This window comes from Pseudomonas sp. EA_105y_Pfl2_R69 (assembly GCF_963970915.1).
Lineage (GTDB): Bacteria > Pseudomonadota > Gammaproteobacteria > Pseudomonadales > Pseudomonadaceae > Aquipseudomonas.
On record NZ_CAXAOO010000001.1, the window covers coordinates 1,175,011 to 1,189,275 of the forward strand.

The following is a 14,265-nucleotide window of genomic DNA, read 5'->3' on the forward strand; positions in this document are numbered from 1 at the left end:
ATGGGCCGCGAATTGGCATCTGTCACCCATCCAAAGATAGGGTGACGAGCCAGTAGGCCCTCGTATTCAGCTGCTATCGGGCCGCTTCTTGCTCTGCATCGATCAGCGCGATAAGCGTCCAGTCCGGGCCTGGCTGAATATCGAGTGGCTGGGTAGCGATATGTATCCAGCCGTTTGGGTTGCATGCGAGCAAAACAACCGCTTTGTCACCATGCAGGGCTTGATAGGCCTCCCAGTCAAAGGTGTTGGTCAGGGTTGTGGTACGAATTTCCGCGCCTTTGCTGAGTCGGCTGGCGAACTGAGGGAAGCTCAGTGCACGGCTGCCCAGAGGGCGGCCACGTACGGCGTCGCGACTGCGATGTTTGTCGCTGCGCCGGCTTTCGGTGCCGCTGGGCAGGGTGAAGCGGCGGCTCGCGGCAAAGTCATGGCGAAAGTGCATGCAGGCGAGTGCATTCAGTTCGCTTGAGGGCGACAGTGCCAGTAGATGGCCGAGACCGACCAGGTCCAGATGGGCTTCTGCATCCTGTGAGGAGGGGTTGCCGAAGTAAGTAGGCAGCTTTTTCATGCGCGCAGCGCTAATGTTCTCCCAGCTGGAGTCGCACAGCAGTACACGGTTGCCGAGATCTTGCAGGGCTGTGCCGAGTGCACGGGCCACCGGGTTGGCACCGACGATAAGGAAGCCGCTGGGGGCCGGCTCGGCCACTTTCAGGAGTTTTGCGAGGGGGCGTGCGGTGGCGCTTTGCAGAACGACTGTGCCGATAATGACGGCGAAGGTGAGCGGTACCAATATCTGGGCCCCCTCGTAGCCTAATTCATCGAGGCGGATGGCGAAAATAGCTGAAACTGCTGCAGCAACGATGCCGCGGGGCGATATCCAGGCCAGTAGTGCGCGTTCGCGCCAGTTGAGGCTGGAACCAAAGGTAGACAGGGCGACGTTCAGTGGGCGGGCAACAAACTGGATGATAAGCAGTAGCAGCAATACCGCCGGGCCGAGGGCGAGCAGGGCGCTGAGGTCAAGGCGCGCGGCGAGCAGGATGAACAGTCCGGAAATCAGCAGGACGCTGAGGTTTTCTTTGAAGTGCAGAATGTGCCGAACATCTACGCCTTTCATATTTGCCAGCCACATACCCATCAAGGTGACCGCGAGCAGGCCGGACTCATGCATCACAGAGTTTGAGGCAATGAAGGCACCCAGCACGGCGGCCAGTACGGCGAGGTTATGCAGGTAGTCCGGGAGCCATTGACGCCTTAGCACCTGGCCTAGTGACCAACCACCGGCAACCCCGAACAGGCTGCCACAAGCGATTACCCCGGCGAAGGTGCCCAGGCCGCTGTGCCAGCCGTTGCCCTCACTGCTGGCAATGATAAAGCTGTACACAACAACGGCGAGTAATGCGCCAATCGGGTCGATCACAATGCCTTCCCAGCGCAGGATGTTGGCAATCGACGCCTTGGGGCGCACAACACGCAGCATCGGCACGATCACGGTCGGTCCGGTGACCAGGGTCAGGGTGCCGAACAGCAGTGCCATCTCCCAGCTAAAGCCCAGTAGGTAGTGCGTGCTGATGGCAATCACGGCCCAGGTGGCGAGTGCGCCGATCGTCACCATGCGCCTGACGACACTGCCAATCTCTCGCCATTCCGATAGATGCAGGGTTAGGCTGCCTTCGAACAGAATCAGTGCGACGGCCATCGATACCATGGGGAACAGCAAATCGCCGAATAGTGCCTGTGGGTCAAGCCAGCCCAGCACAGGGCCGGCGAGTATCCCGGCGATAAGCAGAAATAGAATGGCTGGCAGGCGCAGGCGCCATGCCAGCCACTGGCAGGCGAGGGCGCTTGCGCCGATAGCGGCGAAAGCCAGGAGGATTTGCTGTTCGTTCATTGGTAGTCCTTGTGCGCTGTTACTGGCCCTCTGTGGCCAGGCTGTGAAAGACTAGCCTGCATTCAATTGCCGCCATAGCACCGCATGCCTGCCATCGACCATCCGTTGATTGATCGTTTTGTTGAAACCCTGTGGTTGGAGAAGGGTTTGTCCGCGCATACCCGTGCGGCCTATCGCAGCGATCTGGCGCTGTTCAATGGCTGGCTGCAGGCGCGGGACCTGGAGTTGGCCAGTGTCGGGCGCGGACTGATTCTCGACCACCTGGCCTGGCGCATGAATGAAGGCTACAAGGCGCGTTCGACGGCGCGCCTGCTCTCCGGCATGCGTGGGTTCTACCGCTTTCTGCTGCGTGAGGGGCTGATTGCCGGCGACCCGACCCTGCAGGTGGATTTACCGCAGCTCGGCCGGCCGCTGCCCAAGTCCCTGTCCGAGGCGGATGTCGAGGCGTTACTGGCCGCCCCCGAGCTGGATGACCCCGTAGGCCTGCGTGATCGCGCCATGCTCGAAGTGCTGTATGCCTGCGGCTTGCGGGTCACCGAGTTGATCAGCCTGACCCTGGAGCAGGTCAATCTGCGTCAGGGCGTGCTGCGGGTGTTCGGCAAGGGCAGCAAGGAGCGCCTGGTGCCGCTGGGCGAGGAGGCGATTGCCTGGATCGAGCGCTACAGCAAGGAGGCGCGGCCCTTTCTGCTGGATGGCAAGCCCAGCGACGTGCTGTTTCCCAGCCTGCGCGGCGAGCAAATGACCCGACAGACCTTCTGGTACCGCATCAAGCACCAGGCCCGTGTAGCCGGGATTGCCAAGAGTCTGTCGCCGCATACCCTGCGGCATGCCTTCGCCACTCATCTGCTTAATCACGGGGCCGATTTGCGCGTGGTGCAGATGCTGCTGGGGCATAGCGATCTGTCGACCACGCAGATCTACACCCATATTGCTCGCGCGCGCCTGCAGGAACTGCATGCCGAGCACCATCCGCGAGGCTGAGAGCGCCGCCCAGCCTGCCGTAGTCGGCCTCTGCAGGCTTCTATGGTAGGCTGTGTCGATCATCGCTTTGCATGTCGTATGACAGGAGAACTCATGCGTTTTACTCGCACTTTCGCGGCTCTGACTCTGGGGCTGGCCAGCAGCGTGGCAATGGCCGACGATGCCGATCAGGCCATCCGCAAGACCTTGCAGGCCATCCAGCCGGATTTGCCGGTCGAGGCCATTGCCGAAAGCCCCATGGCCGGGGTTTATCAGGTGCAGTTGCAGGGCGGGCGTCAGCTCTACGCCAGCGAGGACGGTCAGTTTCTCCTGCAGGGTTACCTGTTTCAGGTCAAGGACGGCAAGGCCGTCAACCTGACCGAGCAGGCGGAAAGTCAGGGCGTGGCCAAGACCATCGGGGCGATTCCCGCTTCCGAAATGGTGGTTTTTGCCGGTAAAGAGTCCAAGACTCATATCACCGTCTTTACCGATACCGACTGCGGCTATTGCCAGAAGCTGCACAGCGAGGTGCCGGAACTCAATCGCCTGGGTGTTGAGGTGCGCTACCTGGCCTTTCCGCGCCAGGGGCTGGGCAGCGCCGCAGCCAAGGAGCTGGCCAGTGTCTGGTGTGCCAAGGACAGGCAGCAGGCCATGGATCTGGCGAAAACCCGCCAGGCGGTACCTGAGGCCCAGTGCGACAATCCGATCGCCAAGCAGTACGCTCTGGGCCAGATGATCGGCGTCACGGGTACGCCGGCCATCGTCCTGGCCAATGGCAAGATCATTCCGGGCTACCAGCCGGCACCACAGCTGGCAAAAATCGCCCTGGAAGCCGCCCAGAAATCTAAGTAGTTCGAGCCTCGCGGCGGATTGACTAATAAACAGCCGCTTCGTATGGTGCGGCTCTTTTTCTACGGCCGGGGCTTGCCCCGGCCGTTTTACGCAGTGCAGATGGGGAGTTCAGTGTGAAACCGGTCAAAGTAGGCATCTGTGGGCTGGGTACCGTCGGTGGCGGTACTTTGAATGTACTCAAGCGTAACGCCGAGGAAATTACCCGGCGCGCCGGCCGCGGTATTGAAATTGCCCAGATCGCCATTCGCTCGCCCAAGCCTCAGTACGACACGACCGGCATCAGCCTGACCCAGGATGCCTTCGAACTGGTCAATAACCCCGAGATCGATATCGTTATCGAGCTGATCGGTGGTTACACCCTGGCCAAGGAGTTGGTGCTCAAGGCCATCGACAATGGCAAGCATGTAGTCACCGCGAACAAGGCGCTGATCGCCGTGCACGGCAACGAGATCTTCGCCAAGGCCCGCGAGAAGGGCGTGATCGTTGCCTTCGAGGCGGCGGTGGCCGGTGGTATCCCGGTGATCAAGGCGATTCGCGAAGGCCTGGCCGCCAACCGGATCAACTGGCTGGCCGGGATCATCAACGGCACCGGCAACTTCATTCTCAGCGAAATGCGCGAGAAGGGCCGAGCCTTCGACGACGTGCTGAAAGAAGCTCAGGCCCTGGGCTATGCCGAAGCCGACCCGACCTTTGACGTCGAAGGTATCGATGCCGCGCACAAGCTGACCATTCTCGCCTCGATTGCCTTCGGCATCCCCCTGCAGTTCGACAAGGCCTACACCGAGGGCATCACCAAGCTGACCACCGCTGACGTGGGCTACGCCGAAGCCCTGGGCTATCGCATCAAGCACCTCGGCGTGGCGCGCCGCACCGAGGCCGGTATCGAGTTGCGCGTGCACCCGACGCTGATCCCGGCCGATCGCCTGATCGCCAACGTCAATGGCGTGATGAACGCGGTGATGGTCAATGGCGACGCCGCCGGCAGCACCCTGTATTACGGTGCCGGTGCCGGCATGGAGCCGACGGCGTCTTCCGTGGTGGCCGACCTGGTGGATGTGGTCCGGGCCTTGACCACCGACCCGACCAACCGTGTGCCGCACCTGGCCTTCCAGCCGGATTCGCTGTCCGATCACCCGATTCTGCCCATCGCAGCCTGCGAGAGCGCCTATTACCTGCGTATTCAGGCCAAGGATCATCCCGGGGTATTGGCCCAGGTGGCGAGCATCCTGTCGCAGCGCGGGATCAATATCGAATCGATCATGCAGAAGGAAGTCGAAGAACACGACGGCCTGGTGCCGATGATCCTGGTCACCCACCGTGTGGTCGAAGCACGCATCGACGAGGCGCTGGATGCTCTGGAAGCCCTGGATGACGTCGTTGGCAAGGTCATGCGGATCCGCGTCGAACAGTTGAACTAACCAGCAGCAGGCCGCAGGCGCAGCAGGCGCGTGCGGCTTGAAGCTTGAAGCTTGAAGCTCAAACCGAAGGTTTGCCCCTATGCGCTATATCAGTACCCGCGGCCAGGCACCGGCCCTGAATTTCGAAGACGTGCTGCTGGCTGGCCTGGCCAGCGACGGCGGCCTCTATGTGCCGGAAAACCTGCCACGCTTCACCCAGGAAGAAATCGCCTCCTGGGCCGGCTTGCCGTACCACGAGCTGGCGTTCCGGGTGATGCGCCCGTTCGTCACCGGCAGCATCCCGGATACCGACTTCAAGAAGATTCTCGAAGAAACCTACGGCGTGTTCGCCCATAACGCTGTCGCGCCGCTGCGCCAGCTCAACGGCAACGAGTGGGTGCTGGAGCTGTTCCACGGTCCGACCCTGGCCTTCAAGGACTTCGCCCTGCAGTTGCTCGGCCGCCTGCTCGATTACGTGCTGGCCAAGCGCAACGAGCGCGTGGTGATCATGGGGGCCACTTCGGGTGACACCGGCTCGGCCGCCATCGAGGGCTGCAAGGCCTGCGACAACGTCGACATCTTTATCATGCACCCGCACAACCGGGTGTCCGAGGTGCAGCGCCGGCAGATGACCACCATCTTCGGCGACAACATCCACAACATCGCCATCGAGGGCAACTTCGACGACTGCCAGGAGATGGTCAAGGACAGCTTCGCCGACCAGGGTTTCCTCAAGGGCACGCGTCTGGTGGCGGTGAACTCGATCAACTGGGCGCGGATCATGGCCCAGATCGTCTACTACTTCCACGCGTCCCTGCAGCTTGGCGGGCCGGCGCGTTCCGTGGCCTTCTCGGTGCCGACCGGCAACTTCGGCGACATCTTCGCCGGGTATCTGGCGCGCAATATGGGCCTGCCGATCAGTCAGCTGGTCGTCGCCACCAACCGCAACGACATTCTGCATCGCTTTATGAGCGGCAATCAGTACGTTAAAGGCGATCTGCACCCGACCCTGTCGCCGTCCATGGATATCATGGTCTCGTCGAACTTCGAGCGCTTGCTGTTCGATCTGCATGGGCGCAACGGTGCGGCCATCGCCGAGCTTATGAGCAACTTCAAGCAGGGCGGTGGCTTCAGCGTCGAGGAAGATCGCTGGACCGAGGCGCGCAAACTGTTCGACTCCCTGGCGGTGGACGATGCGCAGACCTGCGAGACCATTGCCCAGGTGTACGCCGAGTGCGGCGAGCTGCTCGATCCGCACACCGCCATCGGCGTGCATGCCGCCCGCGAGTGCCGGCGTAGCCTGGCCGTGCCCATGGTGATTCTGGGTACCGCGCATCCAGTCAAGTTCCCCGAGGCGGTGGAGCAGGCTGGCGTTGGTCAGGCCCCGGCATTGCCGGCGCATCTGGCCGATCTGTTCGAGCGCGAGGAGCGCTGTACGGTATTGGCCAACGATCTGAAGACCGTGCAGCAATTTGTGGCCGCCCACGGCAATCGTGGTAAGCCGCTGTAAGCCTATGTGATGCCTGTCGAAAGCCGGTTACCCGTAAGGGGCCGGCTTTTTTGGGTTTTAGTCGGAGCGGCTACCCGGGTGCTTCAGGCAAGCAGCAGGTAGACCAGGGCCATTATCAGGATCAGGCCCAGCCAGACCAGGGCGTTGAGCTTGCTGCGGGCGACTACGCCAGGGCCGCGCAGGTTGATCGGCGGGTTGTGCTCCAGATACTGGTTGATCCGCTCTTCGGCCTCCTGCGCGCTCAGCCCCTGGCGTGCTTGCAACAACTCGATAGCGTCCTCGCGTCTGTCCTGCTGCAAAACCAGCAGCACATCCTTGGGCAATGAGGGGCGATCGGCAGGCATGGTTCTGCTCCTGGGTTCAGATGGCACCGTTGCGGCGCAATTCGGCAATGGCCTCACTGTCATAGCCTAGCGCAGTGAGGATCGACCCGGTGTGTTCGCCCAGTTGCGGACCGGTCCACTCGACCCCGCCCGGGGTGTCCGACAGCTTGGGCACGATGCCGGGCATCTTGAACGGCTTGCCGTCCGGCAGCCTGGCGCTGAGCAGCATTTCCCGGGCGAGAAATTGCGGGTCGTGGAACATGTCCTCGGCGCTGAAGATGCGGCTGGCCGGCACCTCGGCCCGGTTCAGGGTGTCGAGCACCTGCTCCAGCGGCAGCGAGCCGACCCAGCGGTCGATGACCCCGTAGAGTTCGTCGCGGCGCGCATCGCGGCCATCGTTGCTGGCCAGGCTCTGGTCTTCGGCGAGGTCCTGGCGGTCGATGGCCTGCATAAAGCGTTTGAAGATGGCATCGCCGTTGGCCCCGATCTGGATATGCTTGCCATCGCTGCTGGTGTGGATCGAGGAGGGCGTGATGCCAGGCATGATATTGCCGCTGCGTTCGCGGATAAAACCGAAGACGTCGAACTCCGGCACCATGGACTCCATCATGGCGAAGATTGCCTCGTACAGCGCCACATCCACCACCTGGCCGCTGCCGCCGTTGACCTCGCAGTGGCGCAGCGCCATCAGCGCGCCTATCACGCCCCACAGCGCGGCAATCGAGTCGCCGATGGAGATGCCGGTACGCACCGGCGGGCGGTCCTCGAAGCCGGTGATATAGCGCAGCCCGCCCATGGATTCGCCTACCGCGCCGAAGCCCGGCTGATCCTTCATCGGCCCGCTCTGGCCGAAGCCGGACAGGCGCACCATCACCAGCTTGGGGTTGAGCGCGTGCAATACCTCCCAGCCCAGGCCGAGCTTTTCCAATACCCCAGGGCGGAAGTTCTCGATCAGGATATCGGCCTCGCCCAGCAGCTGTTTCAGCACTGCCAGCCCTTGCGGGTGCTTGAGGTTAAGGGTGATCGACTGCTTGTTGCGCGCCTGCACGAACCACCACAGCGATGTGCCCTCATACAGCTTGCGCCATTTGCGCAGCGGGTCGCCGCCGTCGGGCGACTCCACCTTGATCACCTCGGCCCCGAACTCGGCGCAGATACGCGCGGCGAAGGGGCCGGCGATCAGGCTGCCGAGTTCGATCACTTTCAGGCCGGCGAGGGGTTTGTTGGGCTGCTGCATGGGGCGTCCATCCATCTGGGTTTGTCCGCGACTCTAACGTGACCAGGCTGCATCGGGTAGACTTGCGGGCTTATTCGAACCGTCAAGAAGCCCGTCCATGGCCCTGCCTTCCACCACCTATAAAATCGAACTGAACCTCACCGACATGGACCGCAGCGTCTATGAGAGCCTGCGTTTCACCGTGGCCAAGCACCCCTCGGAGACCGAAGAGCGTCTGGCCGCGCGGCTGGTCGGCTATGCGCTGTTCTATCACGAGCAGCTGGCCTTCGGCCGTGGCCTGTCGGATGTGGATGAGCCGGCGCTGTGGGAGAAGAGCCTGGACGGTCGCGTGCTGCACTGGATCGAGGTCGGCCAGCCGGATAGCGAGCGCATGACCTGGTGCTCGCGGCGTACCGAGAAGTTCAGCCTGGTGGCCTATGGCAATCTGCGGGTGTGGCAGACCAAGGAGTTGGATCCGGTGCGCAGCCTGAAGAACATCAATGTGGTGGCCCTGGATCAGGAGGCCCTGGCCAAGCTGGCGCTGGATATGCCGCGCTCGCTGAACTGGAGCGTGATGATCAGCGACGGCGAACTGTTTGTCACCGACGAGCGTGGCCAGCACGAGCTGCCTATCGAGTGGCTGATCGGCGAACGTTGAGCCTTCCTGCAGACGCTAGGGGGACGCCTGGTTCTTGCTGGCGATGTGGTCAGCCATGATCGCCAGCAAGCTGGCTCCTACAGCGGCAGCGTAGGGCGAGTGCAGTCCGCCCAGCAAGGAACCCGGCGGGTGCACCCGCCCTACACGAAAAAAGAATAAACATGCGTATCGAAGCCCGCCCGTTACCCGCCATTCTGCCCGACCTGGGCAATCTGCCTCCGTTGTTGACCCGTCTGTATGCCGCCCGTGGCGTGCAATCGGCGGCCGAGCTGGACAAGGGCCTGGCGCGGCTGATCCCGTACCAGCAACTGAAGGGCATGGACAGCGCGGTCGAGCTGCTGGTGCAGGGCCTGGAGCAGGGTCAGCGCATGCTGATCGTCGGCGACTTCGATGCCGACGGGGCCACTGCCAGCACGGTAGGCGTGTTGGGCCTGCGTATGCTCGGCGCGGCCCATGTCGATTACCTGGTGCCGAACCGTTTCGAATACGGCTACGGCCTGACCCCGGAAATCGTCGCGGTGGCCCTCGAGCGTCAGCCGCAGCTGCTGATCACCGTGGATAACGGCATTTCCAGCGTCGAGGGTGTCGCCGCGGCCAAGGCCGCCGGCTTGACCGTGCTGGTCACCGATCACCACTTGCCCGGGGCCGAGTTGCCGGCGGCGGACGCCATCGTCAATCCCAACCAGCCGGGTTGCGATTTCCCCAGCAAGGCCCTGGCCGGGGTCGGGGTGATGTTCTATGTGCTGCTGGCCCTGCGTGCGCGGCTGCGCGAGGCGGGCTGGTTTAACGCGCAGCGCCCGGAGCCGAACCTGGCCGAGCTGCTCGACCTGGTGGCCCTGGGCAGTGTCGCCGACGTGGTGCCGCTGGATGCCAACAATCGCATCCTGGTCCATCAGGGCCTGGCGCGGATTCGCGCCGGGCGGGCGCGCCCGGGACTGCGCGCGATTCTCGAAGTGGCCGGGCGCGACCATCGGCGCATCACCTCCACCGACCTGGGGTTTATCCTCGGGCCACGGCTGAATGCGGCCGGGCGGCTGGACGACATGGCCCTGGGCATCGAATGCCTGCTCTGCGACGACGAGGCCCTGGCACGCGATATGGCCGTGCAGCTGGACCAGCTCAACCAGGACCGCAAGGCCATCGAGCAGGGTATGCAGCGCGAGGCCCTGGCCCAGCTCAAGGACCTGCCGCTGGAGGACATGCCCTTCGGTTTGTGCCTGTTCGAGGCGGACTGGCATCAGGGGGTGATAGGTATCCTCGCCTCGCGGATGAAGGAGCGTTATCACCGCCCGACCATCGCCTTTGCCGATGCCGGCGACGGCGTGCTGAAAGGCTCGGCGCGTTCGGTGCCGGGTTTTCATATCCGCGATGCCCTGGACGCGGTGGCGGCCAAACACCCAGAGCTGATCAGCAAGTTCGGCGGGCATGCCATGGCGGCGGGGCTGTCGCTGCCGCAAGCGAATTTCGCTGCCTTTGCCGCCGCCTTCGATGCCGAGGTGCGTCGCCAGCTGGGCGCGGACGACCTGACCGGGCGACTGCTCTCGGACGGTAGTCTGGCCGTGGAAGAGTTTCATCTGCCGCTGGCCAAGGAGTTGCGCAATGCCGGGCCCTGGGGCCAGCACTTTCCCGAGCCGCTGTTCCATGGTGTGTTTCAGCTGGTGCAGCAGCGCATCGTCGGCGAGCGTCATCTCAAGGTGGTGCTCAAGAGCGAATGCGGCAGCGTGCAGCTCGATGGCATCGCCTTTGGCGTGGACCGCGAAGTGTGGCCGAACCCGACGGTGCGCTGGGTCGACCTGGCCTACAAGCTCGACGTCAACGAGTACCGCGGCCAGGAGACGGTGCAGCTGCTGATCGCCCATATTCAGCCGCGTTAGCCATGGCTCGCAGGTGCTTTTGTAGCCCGGATACAATCCGGGGCGCGGTGCCGGCCGCACAATAGTTCCCGGATTTCATCCGGGCTACGTTCTGCTTTAGGAAGGATTTAGCCGCGTGGTGTTGTAGGTACCGAGCCATCGGCCATGGCCCGCTCGGTCAGCTCGCTCCAGCGCGCGAGAAACCGGGGCGGCTGGCTGACGCGCTGCGGAGCCTTGGCCAGAAACACCCCCAGATCGTTGAAGGAATACACCGGCAGCAGGTCGCGGCGCTCGCTGGCGGGGCGGATAGCGGGTTCGAGGTTGTCGAGAATCAGCGGCTGGGCGCTGGGGCTCGGGTAGTAGGCCAGCACCATATGGGCCTGGTTTTGCTTGAGCGCCTTGACGAAGGTCAGGCGCAACTTCTCGCTTGGCACGCCCATGCGCACCAGGCTGAAATATTTGGCGATGGCGAAGTCTTCGCAGTCGCCAAGGCCCCGCTCCAGGGTCTGCGTCGGAGTGGCCCAGTAGTCCTGCTGGCCCCAGGTCTGCTGGTCGCTGACAAAGCTCACCGAGCGGTTGACGAAGCGGTTGACCCGCTCCAGCAGGGCACGATCATCCTCGCCCCTGGCACTTTCCAGCAGCAGCTGCCAGCTGGCCAGGCGCGTCGCGCTCTGGGCGTCGGCTAGTGCGCTGCCCTGGGAGCTGGCCTGCGCCGCGGCCAGTGGGCCAAGCAGCCAGCCGCCCAGCAGCAGGCCGGCAAGGGGCTTGAGGTACAGGCGCAGGGTCGATAGAAGCATGGGGGCGGATTCCCGGCTCAGGCACTTGATAGCCTTTGGCCATAGATTTGTTATGTGTCGCCATCCTACCGGCGTCAAATACTGATCAGCCACCGAGGATATGTGATGGCGTCCACTATTTGACATGTTTTGTGACGGTTAACCGACGAACAGCCGCTGGCGCAGCAATATCGTGCAGCACTCGATTTGCTGAAGCCCGCAACCACTGCTTGTAAAGTCGGTCTGTTGAGGTGCCTACCTATCTGGAGAACGCTTGCATGAATACCCGTGGATTGCTCGATCAGTTACTTAAATCCGGTCAGGACATGCTGCAAAAGCAGGGCGGCCAGTCTTCGGCCCGAGGCTCGGCTCCGGCTGGCCTGGGTGGCCTGCTGGGTAGCGGCGGCGGCCTGGGCGGCCTGTTGTCCGGGGCGACGGGGGGCGCGCTGGCGGCCGGGGCCATGGGCCTGCTGCTGGGCAACAAGAGCGCACGCAAACTGGGCGGCAAGGCCCTGACCTATGGCGGTCTGGCCGCGCTGGGGGTGATTGCGTACAAGGCCTATGGAAATTGGCAGGCGCAGCAGGCCGCCGCTCCGCAGGGCGAGCCGCAGACCCTGGATCGCCTGCCGGCGGCCCAGGTCGAGCAGCATAGCCAGGCAATTCTCAAGGCCCTGGTGGCCGCCGCCAAGGCCGATGGTCACGTCGATGCGCGGGAGCGCCAGTTGATCGAAGGCGAACTCGCCAAGCTGACCCAGGATGCCGAACTGCAGCACTGGCTCGAGGCCGAGTTGAACAAGCCGCTCGACCCGGCGGAAGTGGCGCGCGCGGCCAGTACCCCGGAAATGGCCGCCGAGATGTATATCGCCAGCGTGCTGATGGTCGACGAGGAGCACTTTATGGAGCGTGCCTACCTGGAGGAGCTGGCTCGTCAGCTCAAGCTCGACCCCGCCTTGAAGGGCGAGCTGGAGGCCCAGGTACGGGTGGAGCTAAACGCCGGCTGATGCCGCCCGGTAGCCCGGATGCAATCCGGGAGAGGCGGGCCCTGGATTTCATCCAGGCTACAAAAGCCTCCGGTGGCGCATCGGGTGTTGTCATTCACCGCATCTATCTCAGACCAAAAGATCATGCCGCTCGGGAAGTTGAGCGGCTAGGCTGTTGTCCATTCCACAGTACTGATGACAGTGAGGTCGCCGATGCAGGATCCCCTGGACAGCTACGACTACCTGATCGTGGGGGCCGGTCCGGCCGGGTGTCTATTGGCCAATCGGCTGTCGGCGGACCCCGCGGTGCGGGTGTTGCTGCTGGAGGCCGGCGGGCGTGACAACTATCCGTGGATTCATATTCCGGTCGGCTACCTCTATTGCATCGGCAACCCGCGCACCGACTGGTGCTATGACACCGCGGCCGAACCCGGCCTGAACGGACGGGCACTGAAGTACCCGCGGGGGCGGGTGCTCGGCGGCAGCTCCTCGATCAACGGCATGATCTATATGCGCGGCCAGGCCCGCGACTACGATGCTTGGGCGGCGGCCGGCAATCCCGGTTGGGCCTGGGATGATGTCCTGCCGTTATTCAAACGCACGGAAAATCACTACGACGGCGGCAGCGCGCTGCACGGTGCGGCGGGGGAGTGGCGAGTCGAGCGCCAGCGCCTGTCCTGGCAGGTGCTGGAAGCCTTTCGCCAGGCGGCCGAGCAGAGCGGCATCGCCAGCATCGAGGATTTCAACGGCGGCGATAACGAGGGTTGCAGCTACTTTCAGGTCAATCAGCGCCGCGGCGTGCGCTGGAATGCCTCCAAGGCCTTCCTTCGCGATATCCGCCAGCGTCCCAATCTGCGCGTGCTGACCGATGCGGTGGTGCAGCGGGTGGTGCTGGCCGATGGTCGCGCCAGTGCCCTCAGGCTGCAGTGGCGGGGCCGTGAGCTGCAGATCGGGGCGCGCCGTGAAATCATTCTCTGCGCCGGCTCTATAGGTACGCCGGCACTGCTGCAGCGCTCGGGCATCGGCCCGCGACCGTTATTGCAGCGCCTGGGCGTCGGTGTGCAGCATGAGCTGGCCGGGGTCGGCGAGAATCTGCAGGATCACCTGCAACTGCGCCTGATCTACAAGGTCAGCGGAGTGCCCACCCTCAATCGGCTCGTCGCCAGCCCCTGGGGCAAGCTGGGCATGGGCCTGGAGTACCTGTTCAAGCGCAGCGGGCCGTTGGCCATGGCACCGAGCCAGTTGGGTGCGTTTGCCCGCTCCAGTGCCGAACAACCTTCGGCCAACCTGCAATATCACGTGCAGCCGCTGTCGCTGGAGCGTTTCGGCGAGCCGCTGCATGGCTTCCCAGCCTTTACCGCCTCGGTGTGCAACCTGCGGCCCTACAGTCGCGGCAGGGTCGAGATCCGCTCGCTGGAGGTCGCCGCCGCGCCGCTGATCCAGCCCAATTACCTGAGCGATCCTCGCGACCTGCAGGTGGCCGCCGATGCCATTCGTCTGACCCGGCGCATCGTCGCGGCACCGGCCCTGGCGGCCTTCAAACCGGAGGAATACAAGCCGGGGCCGAGTTATCAGAGCGAGGCGGATCTGCAGCGGGCGGCGGGGGAAATCGGTACGACGATTTTCCATCCGGTGGGCACCTGCAAGATGGGCCAGGGCCGCGATGCCGTGGTCGATGCGCAGCTGCGCGTGCATGGCGTGCCGGGGCTGCGCATCGCCGATGCCTCGATCATGCCGAACATCGTTTCGGGCAATACCTGCTCGCCGGTGCTGATGATTGCCGAGAAGGCCGCCGAAATGATCCTCGCGCCCAGGGCTGTTGCCGGGGCGGAGCGCCAGGCACTGGTCGTGTAGG

Annotated in this window: 12 protein-coding genes; 8 read left to right on the forward strand and 4 right to left on the reverse strand. The window is 63.6% G+C overall.

All coding sequences use genetic code 11. The features are described from left to right. Window positions 1-73: 73 nt before the first annotated feature. Window positions 74-1,885 (reverse strand): cation:proton antiporter, encoded by a 1,812-nt coding sequence (locus AACY13_RS05110; RefSeq protein WP_339459741.1) that lies wholly within the window; start codon window positions 1,883-1,885, stop codon window positions 74-76. An 84-nt stretch (window positions 1,886-1,969) separates the two neighbouring features. Here AACY13_RS05110 and xerD point away from each other — a divergent pair, with 84 nt between their 5' ends. The 4 genes from xerD (at window position 1,970) to thrC (ending at window position 6,604) form a co-directional block, all read left to right on the forward strand. Next, the gene (gene xerD, locus AACY13_RS05115; RefSeq protein WP_339459742.1) at window positions 1,970-2,866 is read left to right on the forward strand and encodes a site-specific tyrosine recombinase XerD; all 897 of its coding nucleotides are present in this window, start codon (window positions 1,970-1,972) and stop codon (window positions 2,864-2,866) included. Window positions 2,867-2,959: 93 nt separating this feature from the next. Next, the gene (gene dsbC, locus AACY13_RS05120) at window positions 2,960-3,697 is read left to right on the forward strand and encodes a bifunctional protein-disulfide isomerase/oxidoreductase DsbC (protein ID WP_339459743.1); all 738 of its coding nucleotides are present in this window, start codon (window positions 2,960-2,962) and stop codon (window positions 3,695-3,697) included. 113 nt (window positions 3,698-3,810) lie between these two features. Continuing rightward, complete coding sequence (locus AACY13_RS05125; RefSeq protein WP_339459745.1) at window positions 3,811-5,115, forward strand: homoserine dehydrogenase; 1,305 nt, start codon at window positions 3,811-3,813, stop codon at window positions 5,113-5,115. Window positions 5,116-5,194: 79 nt separating this feature from the next. Further along, on the forward strand, window positions 5,195-6,604 hold the full coding sequence (gene thrC, locus AACY13_RS05130; protein WP_339459747.1) for a threonine synthase: 1,410 nt from the start codon (window positions 5,195-5,197) through the stop codon (window positions 6,602-6,604). A gap of 83 nt (window positions 6,605-6,687) precedes the next feature. Here the strand turns inward: thrC and AACY13_RS05135 are convergent, their stop codons facing one another. Then, window positions 6,688-6,948, reverse strand: a complete 261-nt coding sequence (locus tag AACY13_RS05135) for a hypothetical protein (RefSeq protein ID WP_339459748.1) — start codon at window positions 6,946-6,948, stop codon at window positions 6,688-6,690. A 16-nt stretch (window positions 6,949-6,964) separates the two neighbouring features. Continuing rightward, complete coding sequence (locus AACY13_RS05140) at window positions 6,965-8,164, reverse strand: CaiB/BaiF CoA transferase family protein (RefSeq protein ID WP_339459749.1); 1,200 nt, start codon at window positions 8,162-8,164, stop codon at window positions 6,965-6,967. A 97-nt stretch (window positions 8,165-8,261) separates the two neighbouring features. On the opposite strand from AACY13_RS05140, the gene AACY13_RS05145 reads away from it, so the two are divergent. Both AACY13_RS05145 and recJ read left to right on the forward strand, forming a co-directional pair. Then, a complete protein-coding gene (locus tag AACY13_RS05145) occupies window positions 8,262-8,801 on the forward strand; it encodes a YaeQ family protein (RefSeq protein ID WP_339459751.1) in 540 nt (179 codons plus the stop codon). Between the two features lie 161 nt (window positions 8,802-8,962). Continuing rightward, on the forward strand, window positions 8,963-10,675 hold the full coding sequence (gene recJ, locus AACY13_RS05150) for a single-stranded-DNA-specific exonuclease RecJ (RefSeq protein WP_339459753.1): 1,713 nt from the start codon (window positions 8,963-8,965) through the stop codon (window positions 10,673-10,675). A 107-nt stretch (window positions 10,676-10,782) separates the two neighbouring features. Here recJ and AACY13_RS05155 read toward each other — a convergent pair whose 3' ends face one another. Further along, complete coding sequence (locus tag AACY13_RS05155) at window positions 10,783-11,451, reverse strand: transglutaminase-like cysteine peptidase (protein WP_339459755.1); 669 nt, start codon at window positions 11,449-11,451, stop codon at window positions 10,783-10,785. Window positions 11,452-11,708: 257 nt separating this feature from the next. On the opposite strand from AACY13_RS05155, the gene AACY13_RS05160 reads away from it, so the two are divergent. Then, window positions 11,709-12,431 (forward strand): tellurite resistance TerB family protein, encoded by a 723-nt coding sequence (locus AACY13_RS05160; RefSeq protein ID WP_339459757.1) that lies wholly within the window; start codon window positions 11,709-11,711, stop codon window positions 12,429-12,431. 192 nt (window positions 12,432-12,623) lie between these two features. Further along, entirely contained in the window at window positions 12,624-14,264 is a 1,641-nt protein-coding gene (locus AACY13_RS05165; RefSeq protein WP_339459758.1) for a GMC family oxidoreductase, read from the forward strand. Window position 14,265: the final 1 nt, after the last annotated feature.

What these genes read in the sequence shown, in the direction of transcription:
- recJ (WP_339459753.1), top strand. Translation starts at nt 8,963, where the DNA reads ATGCGTATCGAAGCCCGCCCGTTACCCGCCATTCTGCCCGACCTGGGC.
- AACY13_RS05140 (WP_339459749.1), bottom strand. Translation starts at nt 8,164, where the DNA reads ATGCAGCAGCCCAACAAACCCCTCGCCGGCCTGAAAGTGATCGAACTC.
- AACY13_RS05135 (WP_339459748.1), bottom strand. Translation starts at nt 6,948, where the DNA reads ATGCCTGCCGATCGCCCCTCATTGCCCAAGGATGTGCTGCTGGTTTTG.
- AACY13_RS05145 (WP_339459751.1), top strand. Translation starts at nt 8,262, where the DNA reads ATGGCCCTGCCTTCCACCACCTATAAAATCGAACTGAACCTCACCGAC.
- AACY13_RS05160 (WP_339459757.1), top strand. Translation starts at nt 11,709, where the DNA reads ATGAATACCCGTGGATTGCTCGATCAGTTACTTAAATCCGGTCAGGAC.
- AACY13_RS05155 (WP_339459755.1), bottom strand. Translation starts at nt 11,451, where the DNA reads ATGCTTCTATCGACCCTGCGCCTGTACCTCAAGCCCCTTGCCGGCCTG.
- thrC (WP_339459747.1), top strand. Translation starts at nt 5,195, where the DNA reads ATGCGCTATATCAGTACCCGCGGCCAGGCACCGGCCCTGAATTTCGAA.
- AACY13_RS05165 (WP_339459758.1), top strand. Translation starts at nt 12,624, where the DNA reads ATGCAGGATCCCCTGGACAGCTACGACTACCTGATCGTGGGGGCCGGT.
- xerD (WP_339459742.1), top strand. Translation starts at nt 1,970, where the DNA reads ATGCCTGCCATCGACCATCCGTTGATTGATCGTTTTGTTGAAACCCTG.
- AACY13_RS05110 (WP_339459741.1), bottom strand. Translation starts at nt 1,885, where the DNA reads ATGAACGAACAGCAAATCCTCCTGGCTTTCGCCGCTATCGGCGCAAGC.
- dsbC (WP_339459743.1), top strand. Translation starts at nt 2,960, where the DNA reads ATGCGTTTTACTCGCACTTTCGCGGCTCTGACTCTGGGGCTGGCCAGC.